Raw genomic sequence first — 14,989 nt, forward strand, 5'->3', positions numbered from 1 at the left:
AGAAGGCCTGTTCCGATGATGGAACAGGCTTTTTGTTATTTATTGGATAAATGCATATCCTTTGCGCATACTATGCCAAAACGTAAAAGGGTGAACACGATGAATGTACACTTGAAACGCAGAATTTTTGTAGCTTGTATGCTTTTGACAGGTGTACTTGCTGTTCTTCTGCTCCGTCTAGCTTGGATTCAGATTATCCAAGTGAACCAGGTGGTTCCGGGCACCACTCGTTCTCTGCGGGAGATGTCTGTATTACAACGAGAACGGGGTGTGATGCTTGATTCGGGTCGGGGGCAATTTACAGATTATAAAGGGAAGCCACTAACGGGAACATTGCAATGGGTGCTTGTTCTTTTTCCACATCAACATGCTACCAGTTCAGCGACCACTCAACATGCAGAATCACAGTTGAACCAGCTAGCTGCTATTTTACATACGGATGTCATGAAGTTACAACAAGAATGGGAACAAGATCATACACCTCGTTTATGGACGGCAGGCAATCAGCAGCCTGTTGTATTAAGTGATTCGCAAGTAACCCAGATTCGTCAATTGCAGGATGTGGGGGCATATGTTTATCCGATGATGAGCCGATATGATCAGAGATATACGGGGATGCAATGGCTTGGGTATTTAGCTGAGCAGCCTGATCGTTTAATATCACCAACAGCACATATCAATGAAGTGAAGCAACCATTTGCCATGAAGTCGGGAGCAGCAGGGCTAGAAAGGACGCTAGAGCCCTTGATGATGGGAATTGGACCCACATTGCTAACACGCATGGTTACAGGCGCTGGTGAGGTCATTCCCGAGATGCAGCCACGTGTTATCGCTCCAACGAATAGCCATTACCCATTACGAGTAGAGACGACGGTTGATGCAGATATCCAACAGGACTTGGAGGCCATTGCGAAGCGGTCGGGTATCCAGGAAGGAGCTATCGTTGTACTGGATGCCGCTACAGCCGATGTGCGAGCGATGATTTCTATGCCCATGTATACGCCGCTACATGTGGAACCGACACAATCATTGTGGGCCAATCGCGCGATTCAAGGAGCCGTTCCTGGGTCTATTTTCAAAATCGTTACAGCCGCTGCGGCACTTGAATCCCATGTCGTGTCTTCACGGGAAACCTTTCATTGTAACGGGGAATGGGGGAAATACGGACTATCTTGCTGGAAAGAGCATGGACATGGAACGTTAAACCTGAAAGAAGGTTTTGCTCAATCCTGTAACATCGTCTTCGCCGAGACGGCTCGCCGATTAAGCATGGAACAGTTGGAACGTACTGCCGATGCATTAGGGCTTGCGCGTACGATTGGTTGGGAGAGCAAGCATGTTGGAGGAATGCCAATTCTGCGACACTTTGATCATGAAGATGCAGGTCGGGTTCGCACTACAGCAGTTTCCTCGCAAGATGAAGGGGCTAAAGTGCAGACTTCGATTGGGCAGCGAGACACCTTGGTCACACCTCTTCAAGCAGCCAATCTAATCGTTACGCTCTTGCACGGAGGTAAAGTGAGTGCACCAAGGTTAGTCCAACGTATACGCTATGCGGACGGTGACACGATGCTGGAAATGCCTTTACATGATTCGCCATCTCATACAGGTCAGATCTCACCAGCCACCGCGCATCAGTTATTGAAGTGGATGAGAGGAGTCGTGACAAATGGAACGGGAAAAACCCTGCAGCAAGCCAAGTGGCATGTTGCAGGGAAGTCTGGAACGGCTCAAGTTGAGCTGCGAGGTCATAAGCTGAACCATCAATGGTTTATCGGTTACGGACCAGTAGAAAATCCACAATATGCAGTCGCTGTGCTGGTTCAGCATGTCGCACCGGGAAGCTCTCACCAAGCCACGGCATTGTTTCGCAACATTATGGATTACTTGGCGGAGGCATCGCCATCGTCAGCAGGTTGAGACGCCTGTGCAGAAGCGTTGCTATGACGTTCAACGTCTCCTGTAGATTGACTTGCTGCTCCAGCAGCTGGTGTATCCATGACGAGTGGAGAGGAGTCAAACTCATCTTTTGGCAAGTGAATCCATTGTTGTAGATATCCTTGTTGCAGCAGTTCTTTCAGCAAGATTAACAACACTGGGGACAGTACCACGCCTGCAAGTCCGAAGATCGAGAGCGAGATAAGCATAAATGATAGCATCAAGTAAGCGGAAGAGACACCGATGGAATTACCTGATATTTTGGGCTCCAGCAACTGGCGTGTCAGCATCGTAACTGCGAGCAGGACAACAAGACCGATGGCTAATGTACTGTTGCCGACAATAAACAGATAGACGATCCAAGGAATGAATACAACCGGCACACCGAGCAGTGGAACTAGGTCAAAGACTGCACAGATTGCAGCAATCGTAAAGGCGTTGCTTGTTCCTAAGATCAACAGGCCAGCATAGATCAATACAAAGGTGATTAACATCATGATCATCTGCGCCTTTAAATAGGAACGAATGGTTTTGAACACATGATTGCGCATGAATTCAATCGCCAGCTTTAGTGTTTTTGGTGTTTTGGCACGGGCAAATTTACGCCAAGATTCAATCTCAATACTCAGGAAAAAGGCCAGAATAATGGCAATCCCGAAGTTCGTTATAAACGAAGAGAAGGAGCTTAGGAATCCGATCAGATACTGAGCACCACTCGTTACCCATGTCGAGATAAATCCAGTCAGCGTAGCAAAATACTCGTTTACTTTGTCCATGACGGTTACAGGCAATGCATCGGATTTATCCTGTGCGAAATGAACAAGGTTCGTAAATTGCTGTTGAACCATTTCAATATAGTACGGAAAATTGTCTTGCAGGTTGGAGATCTGGGAGATAATGATTAGCCCCAATCCAAAAAATACAGCCACAATGACCCCGAGAAATAACAAAACCGAAACAGCAGCCCCGAGTGTCTTCGGTAATCCTCTTCGATGTAGAAAACGAGCCAGTGGTTCAATCATCCAATACACAATAAAGGAAAGAAAAACGGGGGCAGCAATTTGATACAAACGGCTGAAACCGTACATGATAAAATAAACGGTCAACACGAGTAACGCGATGTCGAAGACGGTGCGTCCATATTTTTTGTATAACGGTAACATAGGCTCTACTCCTTCGTATGTATAAGGTGAAAGGTAAAAATAGGAATGCATTCATTGTACACGATCATGCTCTTTTTGGGAAAATAGGATTCAAGATAAGTCTGAATTGTGATAAAATGATAGGTGGTTTCTTTTCCATAGCACACAACGTGGTGGCCATAATTCAGCGAGAGAGACGGGGAATTGAAGCATGACGAGTTTACTTTACAGCCTATTTTTATGGGCATTGTATATTTCATCGTTTTACGCCTTTATTCCAAGTTTGATTAGTAGACTTTTTGGTTTGCGGGTATTCAGGCGAGGAAAAAGCGAGACCGATTTCGCTCTAACATTCGACGACGGGCCGGATCCGGTGTATACACCAAGGCTGCTGCAGCTGCTCAAGCAATACAATGCCAAAGCGACATTCTTCGTTGTTGGGGAGCATGCAGACCATCATCGGGATTTAATTCAGCGAATGCATGAGGAAGGGCATCTAATCGGAATTCATAATTATATTCATAAGACGAACTGGTTAATGAGACCTCAAACTGTGCGTAAGCAGATTCAGCAGACAGGGCAGATTATTCATGAAGTGACCGGGGTGAAAACCTGTTATTACCGACCGCCATGGGGCATTATGAATCTGTTTGATTTTTTCAGCAAAAAAGATCGGAAGATCATATTGTGGTCATCCATGTTTGAAGATTGGAAAAGCCATGTAGGGGTGCAGAAACTTACTAAACGAATGCTGAAGGAACTAAGAGGTGGCGAGGTTATGCTATTGCATGACCGTGGTACAACGCTGGGAGCTGATGCACAAGCGCCAGAACATATGCTTGAGGCTTTGGAGACTGTGCTCCAAGAGGCCAATAGGCGGGGGCTGCACAGTGTGCGTGTGGATACCTTGATGATGCAAGGAGGCGTATCAATGAGTGAATCTCAAAAGAGCAGTCATTCTCAAGTTCAGTTATCCTTCTGGAAGAGAGGCATTGTCGCGTTATGGCTACTCTGGGAGAACATATTTCACTGGATGTATCATCTGAGGACAGCTTCGCCGGAAGACCCGATGTTACATTACCGCGCACGTGTGTATCACGGTGCCATGGTTGAAATGAACGATGGACATGTGATGCAGAACGGGGATCAGGTTATTGAACTTCATTTTGATAATAAAAAATTATTCGAACTTGGCATGACCTCCCGTTCCAGTATGCACTTAGCCATTCGGATGATTCGTGCAATAGAGCAGCAGTTGCCTGATTTGGCTCGACAGATCGCTTCCGATCCGAAGCTTAGCTCAGCTAAAGCATTGTATGGCGTGAGCATGATTAATCGTGGACCGGAGAAGTTTGGCTTTACTGTTCGGGATTTGCCCCCTGGGCCGTTTAGCGCTGCTTCTAAGATCTATTTGAAATTACTGCTCAGTGTGATTCATCCTGCAGGAACTAAACGTCTGAAACAGCGTTCCGAACAGCTCGTACCCAAAGTGATTTCCATGCCGATGGGACATCTATTGCAGCACTATGGAACGAGAAGCGTCGCTACAGCGACGGTTGAGCAGGTTCACGCTACTTTGAAGGAGCCTCAACAAGAGTTGTTGTCAGGAGCTGAATTGAAAAACGTTCCACCAATGCGGTAAGGCCGCATGTATAACTACAGATACAAGTGTCATATTTACTTTGTTCTATACTTCTAATGTGTAAAAGAAAAAGGGAGGTTACTTACCGTATTGGTAAGCAACCTCCCTTTTGTTATGGTTTCTAATAAATGTTATGGAACCATTTAAATTAGATTTTCAACACGCCACCGTTACTTGCGTTCGTTACGAGTTTGGAGTAACGAGCCAGTAATCCGGTTTTCACTTTTGGCTCAAAGCCTTTCCAACCTGCACGACGACGTTCGAACTCCTCGTCACTGATGTGCAACTCGATGATCCGGTTGTTCAGGTCAAGCTCAATGATATCTCCTTCTTCAACAAAGGCGATTGGACCGCCTTCAGCCGCTTCTGGGGAGATATGTCCGATACTGATTCCGCGGGATGCGCCAGAGAAGCGTCCATCAGTGATCAGACCGACTTTAGCACCGAGACCCATACCAACGATTTGGGAAGTTGGGGCAAGCATCTCAGGCATACCTGGTCCGCCTTTTGGTCCTTCATAACGGATAACTACAACATGTCCTTCTTTAACTTTGCCATTCGCAATGCCTGCCAGAGCTTCATCTTGAGAGTCGAAGCAGATTGCTGGACCTTTGTGATATCCGCCAACCGAAGCATCTACTGCGCCAACTTTGATAATAGCTCCTTGAGGTGCAAGGTTACCGAACAATACAGCCAGTCCACCTTTTTCAGAGTGCGGATTATCTATTGTGTGGATACAGTTGGTATCTTGAATTTCTTGACCTTCAACGTTCTCACGGATCGTTTTACCTGTTACGGTAATGCAATCTGCGTGGATCGCGCCTGGTTTCTTCAGCAATTCGTTCAGAACTGCACTTACGCCACCTGCATTGTGAACATCTTCGATGTGCAGATCAGAAGCTGGAGCAAGCTTAGCCAGATGTGGTACGCGGTTAGCTACTTCATTGATACGCTCGATTGGGTAATCGATGCCTGCTTCATGAGCCAGTGCCAACGTATGCAGTACAGTATTAGTAGAACCACCCATAGCCATATCCAGAGCGAACGCGTTATCAATTGCTTCAACTGTAACGATATCGCGTGGTTTCAGGTCGAGCTTGATGAGTTCCATCAATTGTTTAGCAGATTGTTTAACAAACTCACGACGCTCAGGAGCAACAGCCAGAATAGTTCCGTTACCTGGCATAGCCAGTCCCATTGCTTCCGCCAGACAGTTCATGGAGTTAGCTGTGAACATACCGGAGCATGAGCCACAAGTTGGACAGCCGAACTGTTCAAGCTCAAGCAAGCTCTTGTCATCAATTTTACCTGCTTGGTAAGCACCCACACCTTCAAATACGGAAGTCAGGGAGAGAGCTTTACCGTTGCTATCACGACCAGCTTTCATCGGTCCACCACTTACAAATACGGTAGGGATATTACAACGAAGTGCACCCATCATCATACCTGGTGTGATTTTGTCACAGTTCGGGATACATACCATACCGTCGAACCAGTGAGCGGATACTACCGTCTCAACGGAATCGGCAATGATATCACGGCTTGGAAGGGAGTAACGCATACCAATGTGTCCCATTGCAATCCCATCGTCAACACCGATGGTGTTGAACTCGAATGGAACGCCGCCAGCTTCACGGATTGCATCTTTTACAATTTTACCAAACTCCTGCAGATGCACATGGCCAGGAACGATATCAATGTAAGAGTTACATACGGCAATAAACGGCTTGCCAAAATCTTCTTCTTTTACGCCTGCGGCACGCAACAAACTGCGGTGCGGTGCACGGTCAAAACCTTTTTTGATCATATCGGAACGCATCTTATTGGCTGACATGGTGTATTTCCCCCCAAATTATATAATGTATTCGAGCAACATGAATGGAAATAAAATGGCAGTGGCTCTGTCGTTAAATTTCATCCGTACTCTAAAAAAATAGACCGACAATTGCCGGTTCGAGCTTCCCGTAGTTTGTGAAATTCTTTGCTGCTTTAAACCCGTGAACAACCCGGTTTTTTTATAGAGTCTATCACAATCGTCGTCATATTTCTACAATCAATAGAAAGAAGCCGTCTTCCAAATCCATGGAGTTCGACTTCTAAGTTAGAAACACAGCTATTCCTATATATTTCGGATCAACATGTCCAAGATCAATTAGTTGCTTCCACCTTTGCGTCCAATTTCTCGATAGAATTCCTTATCATGTGTCTCGGAAGTGGCGATTCCGCCCTTGCGCCCAATCTCTTTATAAAAGTCTGTATCATGGGCATCGGAGGTCGCTTCACCGCCTTTTTTACCAATGGTTTGGTAGAAGCTACGATCATATTTTTTTGAGGTGGCTTTGCCCCCCAATCGTCCTGCTTCCTCGCGAGTCATTTTGTGTTCAGACATTTGTGGACGTGCCATTACAAATCACTCCTTAGTTGATAAGTTGTTTTTTGTAGCGCGTATGCCTATTTACCACGGTTTTTCCAGGCTGAAACAAATGACTCGGACAACATTAAAATCACGCAGAGCGTTTCGAAACCTCCTGACGGTGGAAGGCGAAGCGCGAAAGATTGGGTTCAATAAGCGGTCTGAATGTATGGCGAACCGCCGGATGTGCAAGGATAACAGCGAACAGGACTGCGATTGCAATGATGACCGGAATATATAAACTACTTTCCATATAATTGTATACGCCAGACCAGACCACCAGACGAACAAGAAATCCGTGCAGCAGGAACACATAAAGAGTGCGGCGTCCCATTTCAGTTATTTTAGAAGTAAGTGTAGGAACCCAAGCTAGAAATAATGCAGCTGACCCAAGCTGTACTGCGTACATGCCTAGACGGTAGATGCCTGCATACCATTCGGAATGACCTAGTTCAGCATAAGTCATACTTCCTAGGAGCCAGCCAGGTGAAAGCGGAATTCCCCCTATGCCAATCAAGATCAGTACACCCACGGAGAAGAGTGCGGCTACATAACGACTCCAGTTGTATTTCAGATGGGAGCGAATGGCTGCCCCGTAGTCATAACCAATGATAAAGAACGGAAGGAATACAAATGTGCGACAGAAGCTGAGCCAGAAACCGTCTACAGGTAAATATCCAGCGATGATTCCAAGAATAATGGAGCCAATCAACCGATAGATCGGTTTCCAAGATAATGTGACACGAAGCAAGAGCCTCCAGCAGAAATGACTGGCTAGGAACCATAATAACAAGTAAGGTGCAAAAAAAGATAAGCGCATATGTGGTGTGTGGAACACGGTGAAATCCATCAATGCGTACAAGGATTGAAATAGTACATATTGGATAGCGATGTGCTGAAGCACACGTTTACCCGATTCTCCTTGAAGAGAGTGTCTAGCAAAATACCCAGTTACCCAGACGAATAATGGCATATGAAACGTATATATCCACAGGAACAATGTCTCTGCTCCAGCAAAACGTGCAATAATTGGTTCGAGTGCGTTACCTACAAGAACACAGACGATGAGCATGAATCTTAAATTGTAAAAAAACGAATCTGGATCATCGATACGTGTTGTCCGAATGTTCATGATGTAGCCTCCTGTTACCCCTTTGTATGCGAAAAGTGCTTCTGCAATAAGGGTAATATGAAAGTGGTTCATCTATTGTGATATTTTTCACAATAGAAAGCGTTATCCTTTCACCAAGCTGTGACAACAAAATGAACGCTTTGGGATTGACAACGCTTGCATACGGGATGACAATGGTACAAGAAGATGAGAAACTGTAAATATAAGGAGGGATGAAATATGTCAACGAAAACGAGCCAAAGCCCTGATATTATCACGTTTGGTGAGAGTATGGGGCTTCTGACAGCCAAGGATACTCGTGGATTGGAATACGCAGCTTCATTAGATAAATCATTTGGTGGCGCAGAGAGCAATCTGGCGATTGGTGTCGCACGTCTTGGCCATTCAAGCGGCTGGTTTGGACGTCTTGGTAAAGATGCATTGGGTAGCATGATCCTGAAGGCGATTCGGGGTGAAGGTGTAGATGTATCTAGAGTAAGTCTGAGTGATACGGAACCTACGGGTCTAATGATTCGTGAGAACGCTTCCGGGAAAGCATCGGTTCATTATTATAGGAAGTTATCTGCTGCTAGCGCGATGACACCACAGGATCTGGATCAGGACTATATTGCAGGTGCAAAAATATTGCATGTTACTGGCATTACAGCAGCGATCAGTCCAGCAGGTCTTGCTACCGTTGAAGCTGCTATACATATCGCCAAACAGGCTGGTGTGAAGGTAAGTTTTGACCCGAATCTGCGCTTGAAGCTCTGGTCGATCGAAGAAGCGCGTCCTGTCATCCTTCGGCTGGCTGAACAGGCAGACTATTTCTTGCCTGGTCTGGATGAGATGAAGCTGTTATACAACGAAGAAGATGATCAAAAGGTGCTTGATCGCTTATCTGCTCTGGATGCGGTCTGCATTGTAAAAGGCGGTCCTGATTTGACCTATGTATTAGTGAATGGTACCCTAACGGAAGTTCCGTACTTCAAAGCGGATCATGTGCTGGATACGGTCGGAGCGGGTGATGGTTTCTGTGCAGGATTCCTGTCAGGCATCATCAAAGGTTATTCCCCTCAAGAGGCTACTCGACTAGGAAACCTGACAGGTTCTATGGTGATACAGGCTGTGGGGGACTGGGAAGCACTCCCGACGCGGGAGCAGGTAGAGGCTAAGCTGAACAACGTAGCTCATGTTGAGCGCTAGTCGCTGCTGATATCATGAATGTCTCATCTTCGTTCTAAATGTAAGGATTGCAATGACGATCACATTGACAAGGGAGAGAATGAAATGAAGAAGCTTCAGCTACTGCAAAAAATAACGGACAACGGCGTCGTTGCCGTCCTGCGTGCGGATTCTGCCGATCAAGTTATCGCGATGGCGGAACAAGCCATTGCTGGTGGGATCAAAGTCATTGAGATCACCATGACAGTTCCCAGTGCCCTCAAAGCGATTGAGAAATTAAGTCGTGTCTATCATTGGAATACACAGGATCCTGAGAAGTTTGCCATTATTGGTGCGGGCACCGTTCTAGAATCCCAAACAGCGCGTGCAGCTATTATGTCAGGTGCTGAATTCGTCGTTGGGCCATCTCTGAATCCAGATACCGTTCAGATCTGCAACTTGTATCGTATCCCTATTTTGCCAGGTGTGATGACGATTGCAGATGTTCAGCGTGCTTTGGAACTTGGCGTTGATATTGTGAAATTATTCCCAGGTAATCTGTATGATCCTTCAATTATCAAAACAATGAAAGGCCCAATGCCGCAGGCGAACTTTATGCCAACAGGTGGGGTTTCTTTGTCTAACTTGGGTGATTGGATCAAGGGTGGTGCGGTAGCGGTAGGAATTGGTTCCGACTTGACGACCGAAGCAGTAAAAACGGGGGACTTGAGTCATGTCCGTCGCAAAGCGGAACAATATATGGACGCTTATCGTAAGGCCAAAGCCGAATAGGATGAATATGCGGGGAATGAGAGCCGGGACGTCTGTGGCTCTCATTCTTGCGAGCCGCGGCACCTGCGGAAGCGAAGAAAGGTGAATGAAGTTGAGAAATAGGAATCGGTACAACACAGGGCGCAAGAAAAGGGGCATATGGAAATTCCTGCTCGTTCTTCTGGCGCTCATTGTCATTGGTTTAGGATATGTTGGTTATAAATTGTTAACCCCTTACGGACCACAAGAAGTGGCTCAAAACGCTATGGAAACTGCGGATCAGGTCACGGTGAGTGAGCAAGAGAATTGGATTGATTTTGCTCCTGATAAGCCTGAAGGTGTGAGCGTTATTTTCTATCCGGGTGGATTGGTTAAGCCGGAAAGTTATGCACCGTTCGCCCATCAATTAGCGGAAGCAGGCCATCATACGATTATCGCCAAAATGCCTGTCAATCTGGCGGTGCTCAAGCAAGATCTAGCTGATGAGATTCGGAATGCCTATCCTGACGAAACATTCGTCATGGGTGGACACTCTCTAGGTGGATCAATGGCTGCGCGTTATGCAGCTGCTCATCCTGATGCACTTAAAGGTATATTTTTCTTGGCATCTTATCCAGATGAAAAAGGTAGCGTAAAATCATTGGATATTCCAGCACTGTCTATTCTGGGAACGAATGATGAGGTTGTAAATTCGGCGAAATATCAAAGTGGGCGCGCTTACTTGCCTGAGAATACCGTGTATTATACCATCGAAGGAGGGAATCACTCCCAATTCGGTGATTATGGTCACCAGAGCGGTGATGGAGAACCTGGAATCAGCGAAGAAGAGCAGTTAACACAGACGGTAAAAACTGTTTTAGATTGGCTGCAGGGCATTCAATAGATAGCCTGTTGCTACAGGGAGGATACCATATGACCTTCAAGCTTCATGTACAAAATGTAGCGTACCCCTGCGAGGGCATTCTCTTTGACAAAGATGGAACTTTGCTGGAGTTTCTGCAATTATGGGGGCCTTGGGCAGAGACCATGTTACGTCAATTGGAAGAGGCACTTACCGAACGGGGGGCCACGTTTACGGTTGATCGTGGTGACGTGTTAGGCACGAAGCATGACAGTGCAGGCAAGATCATCGGATACGATCCTCAGGGGCCATTCGCGATTGCTACAGTAGATGAAAGCAATGGATTATTGGCTGGACAGTTGTATACTTCTGGCATCCCATGGAACGAATCAATCACGATGATTCGCAAGTTCTCAAGTGTAGCTATGCGAGAGGTGCGTCAAAATAAGCTTGCAGAGCCTATGGCAGGTCTCCTGCCATTTTTGCAGCAATGCAGAGATTCATCCATTCCGATGGCGGTAGTAACCTCTGACAGCACCGCAGCAGCAGAAACACATCTGGATTGGATGGGAATTCGATCCTTTTTTACATCTATCGTTGGCTCTGATCGGGTTACATTAGGCAAACCAGATCAAGAATCGGTTATGCTGGCTTGTAAGGAATTACATATTCGTCCTGATCGAGCGATTGTGATTGGTGACAGTAACGGGGATATGCAAATGGGACGTAATGCAGGGACATCTTGCGTTATTGGGTTCTGCCCACAAGATCAAGCTACTGACCATTTACATGATGCCGATGTCATTATCCGAGCTTATGAGGAGCTAAGCTTGTTTCCTAACGAAAATTGAAGGTTCGGCGGTTCATTTCAGTAGAGGGGGAGAGAGGATGAACGCAACAGAACAATTGACCTCCTGGATTCAGGAGAGTACAAAAATTGTTTTTTTCGGCGGGGCAGGGACTTCAACAGAAAGCGGAATTCCCGACTTTCGTTCTGCCGCAGGCCTGTATCAAACGGAGCAGCATTCCCCTTATCCACCGGAGGAACTGCTGAGTCGTCATTTTTTTGATCAGCACGCGGATATCTTCTATGATTTTTATCGGGGGAAAATGCTTCATCCAGATGCCGAGCCAAATGGTTGCCATCGATTGCTTGCACGCTTGGAGAGTGAAGGGCGTCTACAAGCGGTTATCACGCAAAATATCGACGGTTTACATCAGAAGGCTGGTAGCAAGAACGTGCTTGAATTGCATGGATCTGTTCATCGTAATGCGTGTATGGATTGTAAACGTTTCTACTCGCTGGATGATATCATTCGTTCTCAAGATATCGTTCCCCGCTGTACCTCCTGCGGAGGGGTAGTCAAGCCAGATGTGGTGCTGTACGAAGAGGAGTTGGATCAGAATACGCTGTATCTCTCTGTGGATGCGATCTCTACAGCGGATTTATTATTGGTAGGTGGGACGTCACTTACCGTACAGCCTGCAGCCCAGCTTATTACGTACTTTCAAGGCAAGCATACCGTACTGCTTAACGCTACACCTACCGCGTATGATCGTCAGGCTGATTTACTGATTACAGAGCCCATCGGTGAGGTAATGAATACTGTGGACCAGCTTCTGGGTTAGAAAGCAAATCAAATAACCGCACGCTCCGGTATGGTGCCGGATGAATAGAAGCGGAATCTGGGGAAAGAAGGGATTCAATATGGTCTACGTGGCCAGCGATACACGCTACGAGGTAATGAAGTATAATCGAGTTGGACGTTCCGGCTTGAAACTGCCGGCTATTTCACTTGGACTTTGGCATAATTTCGGTGGTATTAATAATGCAGAGAATGGACGTAACATGATTACGCGTTCGTTTGATCTAGGTATTACACACTTTGACCTTGCCAACAATTACGGACCTCCGGCAGGTTCAGCAGAGCAATTGTTTGGACAGGTGCTGGCACAGGATCTGAAGCCCTATCGAGACGAGCTTATCATCTCCACCAAGGCTGGGTATTATATGTGGCCTGGGCCTTATGGCGAGTGGGGCTCCCGCAAAAATCTCGTATCTAGTCTGAATCAGAGTCTGAAACGGATGGGACTCGATTATGTCGATATCTTTTATTCCCATCGCTATGATCCGGAAACACCACTGGAAGAAACGATGATGGCTCTAGACCATATCGTGCGTTCAGGTAAAGCCCTCTATGTGGGTATCTCAAACTATCCTGCAGAACAGACCAAGCAAGCAGCAGAAATTCTGAAAGGCCTTGGAACACCGCTTTTGATTCATCAACCCAAATATTCGATGTTGGATCGCTGGATTGAAGATGGTTTACAGGATGTGCTGGAGGAATATGGTGCGGGTAGCATTGCTTTTTGTCCACTTGCTCAAGGGTTGCTCACGAACAAGTACCTGAATGGTATTCCTGAGGATTCTCGTGCAAAAGGGCCGTCTGTATTTCTCAATGAAAATAACATCTCACCAGAGACGCTGCGGAAAGTCCGCGCGCTCAATCAGATTGCGGCTGCGCGTGGCCAGAGTCTGGCTCAGTTCGCACTTGCTTGGGTACTACGGAGTGGCAAAGTGACATCTGCATTGATCGGTGCAAGCCGTCCTGCTCAGATTGAGGAGAATGTAGCAGCGCTAAGCCAACTGGATTTCTCTACCGAAGAATTGGAGCGCATTGAATCCATCCTTCGTCCTGAGCATGCTGATAAGCAATAATTTCTCTGTTCCAGGCATTCCTTATAGAGGGTGTTTAAAAGTCCATTTTGAACACGAACTTATAGGGAGCTGAAGACCGAAGTTATGCTTTAAATAAATGCACCTTTTTTTTAAGTATTCGAATTTATAAGGTTTCAACAGAGTTGAACAATTCAATTATCGCAAGAAAAATCATAACTAAACGTGGTCTGTCTTCTGTAAAAGTACGACGGTAAGCATTTTTCTTATGTTTTCTTGGCTGAGTTACTTCTGGAAAGCATGTTCTCTCTATATAGACTAGGAGCCTCACCGTGAAATCGTTTGAACTGTTTGGAGAAGTAGAGCGCATCCGCGATCCCTACAGAGTCAGAGATTTGTTCAATGGATAGGTCTGGTCGTTCACGTAGCAACTGTCGCGATTTATCAATGCGCAGCTTGAGCAGATACGTGACTGGAGTAAGACCAGTTTCTTGTTTGAATATACGTGATAGATAGGCGCGATTGTAACCAAGGCTGGCTGACATCTGTTCAATAGACACAGGATAGGCATACTGCGTCGACATGTATTGGATCATCTGTTTGACCGTTCTGCGTATGGAAGATTCACCTGGAATTAAAGTTTGATCTTCAGCAAGGTGATTTTGCGCTTCGGCGAGAATCATATACAGTGTGCCTAGAGAGGTAAAATGAGAGCTTTCCTTGCGCTGGGCAAAAGCCTCTTGCATGACAGATAGCCAGTCCGCAATGCCGCATGCCGTCCCAGCATGAAATACGGATTTCTCTGGTCGGAACCCAGCAGCGTCTGTATGTTGGCTCGCTTGAGTTCCCGTATAGGCGATCCAGCGATATTGCCAAGGATTACGTGCATTGGATTGATAGCTCACCAATTGTCCAGGGTGAATGAGGAAGCAGTCTCCAGCTGTTAACTCGTATGAATGCAGTTCTGTACGGAATGTTCCGGCGCCCTTCTCTACATAATGTAGTAGGTAATAATCATACAATTTCGGTCCAAGCGCGTGTCCAGGTAACGTCTGACTTGCTCCTGCAAACAGGACATGCAGTGCGCCTCTTTCATAATATACGGGATTGGAGGCTACCGAATAACTAAGAGCACCACTTTTGCCCGACGTCTCTTGTAGCTTCGGGTTTGGCAGGTTTGGGGTTTGCTCTGATCGGGACTCGGTCATGAGTACAAGCCTTCTTTCTATCTCCATTGAGAATGTGTTATTTGCTCCATTATACGTGTTAAGGTCACATTTATCCATATGA

The 14,989-nt window shown here is 46.3% G+C and carries 13 protein-coding genes; 8 read left to right on the forward strand and 5 right to left on the reverse strand.

Annotation, left to right across the window (positions count from 1 at the left end; translation table 11 throughout):
- Positions 1-99 precede the first annotated feature (99 nt).
- Positions 100-1,920 carry a peptidoglycan D,D-transpeptidase FtsI family protein gene (locus M3636_RS00305; protein WP_251380914.1) on the forward strand — a complete coding sequence of 607 codons (1,821 nt, stop codon included), beginning with the start codon at positions 100-102 and terminating at the stop codon, positions 1,918-1,920.
- Here the strand turns inward: M3636_RS00305 and M3636_RS00310 are convergent.
- A complete protein-coding gene (locus M3636_RS00310; RefSeq protein ID WP_251380915.1) occupies positions 1,884-3,101 on the reverse strand; it encodes an AI-2E family transporter in 1,218 nt (405 codons plus the stop codon). The genes M3636_RS00305 and M3636_RS00310 overlap by 37 nt on opposite strands.
- Before the next feature lie 190 nt (positions 3,102-3,291).
- On the opposite strand from M3636_RS00310, the gene M3636_RS00315 reads away from it, so the two are divergent.
- On the forward strand, positions 3,292-4,722 hold the full coding sequence (locus M3636_RS00315) for a polysaccharide deacetylase family protein (RefSeq protein ID WP_251380916.1): 1,431 nt from the start codon (positions 3,292-3,294) through the stop codon (positions 4,720-4,722).
- Positions 4,723-4,870: 148 nt separating this feature from the next.
- Here M3636_RS00315 and ilvD read toward each other — a convergent pair whose 3' ends face one another.
- The 3 genes from ilvD to M3636_RS00330 all read right to left on the reverse strand — a co-directional run bounded on the left by ilvD (position 4,871) and on the right by M3636_RS00330 (position 8,267).
- Positions 4,871-6,556 (reverse strand): dihydroxy-acid dehydratase, encoded by a 1,686-nt coding sequence (ilvD, locus tag M3636_RS00320; RefSeq protein WP_128103248.1) that lies wholly within the window; start codon positions 6,554-6,556, stop codon positions 4,871-4,873.
- A 318-nt stretch (positions 6,557-6,874) separates the two neighbouring features.
- Positions 6,875-7,126, reverse strand: a complete 252-nt coding sequence (locus M3636_RS00325) for a KGG domain-containing protein (protein ID WP_128103247.1) — start codon at positions 7,124-7,126, stop codon at positions 6,875-6,877.
- A gap of 100 nt (positions 7,127-7,226) precedes the next feature.
- A complete protein-coding gene (locus tag M3636_RS00330) occupies positions 7,227-8,267 on the reverse strand; it encodes an acyltransferase family protein (protein WP_145408161.1) in 1,041 nt (346 codons plus the stop codon).
- 219 nt (positions 8,268-8,486) lie between these two features.
- On the opposite strand from M3636_RS00330, the gene M3636_RS00335 reads away from it, so the two are divergent.
- The 6 genes from M3636_RS00335 (at position 8,487) to mgrA (ending at position 13,741) form a co-directional block, all read left to right on the forward strand.
- Complete coding sequence (locus M3636_RS00335; protein ID WP_251380917.1) at positions 8,487-9,452, forward strand: sugar kinase; 966 nt, start codon at positions 8,487-8,489, stop codon at positions 9,450-9,452.
- Between the two features lie 84 nt (positions 9,453-9,536).
- Positions 9,537-10,202 (forward strand): bifunctional 2-keto-4-hydroxyglutarate aldolase/2-keto-3-deoxy-6-phosphogluconate aldolase, encoded by a 666-nt coding sequence (locus M3636_RS00340; protein ID WP_251380918.1) that lies wholly within the window; start codon positions 9,537-9,539, stop codon positions 10,200-10,202.
- A gap of 85 nt (positions 10,203-10,287) precedes the next feature.
- Positions 10,288-11,064, forward strand: coding sequence for an alpha/beta fold hydrolase (locus M3636_RS00345; protein ID WP_251380919.1), 777 nt, complete (start codon positions 10,288-10,290; stop codon positions 11,062-11,064).
- A 29-nt stretch (positions 11,065-11,093) separates the two neighbouring features.
- The gene (locus tag M3636_RS00350) at positions 11,094-11,873 is read left to right on the forward strand and encodes an HAD family hydrolase (protein WP_251380920.1); all 780 of its coding nucleotides are present in this window, start codon (positions 11,094-11,096) and stop codon (positions 11,871-11,873) included.
- A gap of 37 nt (positions 11,874-11,910) precedes the next feature.
- A complete protein-coding gene (locus tag M3636_RS00355) occupies positions 11,911-12,651 on the forward strand; it encodes an NAD-dependent protein deacylase (protein ID WP_128103242.1) in 741 nt (246 codons plus the stop codon).
- A 79-nt stretch (positions 12,652-12,730) separates the two neighbouring features.
- Complete coding sequence (gene mgrA / locus M3636_RS00360; protein WP_128103241.1) at positions 12,731-13,741, forward strand: L-glyceraldehyde 3-phosphate reductase; 1,011 nt, start codon at positions 12,731-12,733, stop codon at positions 13,739-13,741.
- A 224-nt stretch (positions 13,742-13,965) separates the two neighbouring features.
- Here mgrA and M3636_RS00365 read toward each other — a convergent pair whose 3' ends face one another.
- On the reverse strand, positions 13,966-14,907 hold the full coding sequence (locus M3636_RS00365; protein WP_128103240.1) for an AraC family transcriptional regulator: 942 nt from the start codon (positions 14,905-14,907) through the stop codon (positions 13,966-13,968).
- Positions 14,908-14,989: the final 82 nt, after the last annotated feature.

It is taken from the genome of Paenibacillus sp. MER 99-2 (genome assembly GCF_023714095.1).
Lineage (GTDB): Bacteria > Bacillota > Bacilli > Paenibacillales > Paenibacillaceae > Paenibacillus.

Coding starts and splice junctions, on each gene's coding strand:
- M3636_RS00315 (WP_251380916.1), top strand. CDS start 3,292: ATGACGAGTTTACTTTACAGCCTATTTTTATGGGCATTGTATATTTCA.
- M3636_RS00310 (WP_251380915.1), bottom strand. CDS start 3,101: ATGTTACCGTTATACAAAAAATATGGACGCACCGTCTTCGACATCGCG.
- M3636_RS00355 (WP_128103242.1), top strand. CDS start 11,911: ATGAACGCAACAGAACAATTGACCTCCTGGATTCAGGAGAGTACAAAA.
- M3636_RS00325 (WP_128103247.1), bottom strand. CDS start 7,126: ATGGCACGTCCACAAATGTCTGAACACAAAATGACTCGCGAGGAAGCA.
- mgrA (WP_128103241.1), top strand. CDS start 12,731: ATGGTCTACGTGGCCAGCGATACACGCTACGAGGTAATGAAGTATAAT.
- M3636_RS00365 (WP_128103240.1), bottom strand. CDS start 14,907: ATGACCGAGTCCCGATCAGAGCAAACCCCAAACCTGCCAAACCCGAAG.
- M3636_RS00305 (WP_251380914.1), top strand. CDS start 100: ATGAATGTACACTTGAAACGCAGAATTTTTGTAGCTTGTATGCTTTTG.
- M3636_RS00350 (WP_251380920.1), top strand. CDS start 11,094: ATGACCTTCAAGCTTCATGTACAAAATGTAGCGTACCCCTGCGAGGGC.
- M3636_RS00345 (WP_251380919.1), top strand. CDS start 10,288: ATGAAGTTGAGAAATAGGAATCGGTACAACACAGGGCGCAAGAAAAGG.
- ilvD (WP_128103248.1), bottom strand. CDS start 6,556: ATGTCAGCCAATAAGATGCGTTCCGATATGATCAAAAAAGGTTTTGAC.
- M3636_RS00340 (WP_251380918.1), top strand. CDS start 9,537: ATGAAGAAGCTTCAGCTACTGCAAAAAATAACGGACAACGGCGTCGTT.
- M3636_RS00330 (WP_145408161.1), bottom strand. CDS start 8,267: ATGAACATTCGGACAACACGTATCGATGATCCAGATTCGTTTTTTTAC.
- M3636_RS00335 (WP_251380917.1), top strand. CDS start 8,487: ATGTCAACGAAAACGAGCCAAAGCCCTGATATTATCACGTTTGGTGAG.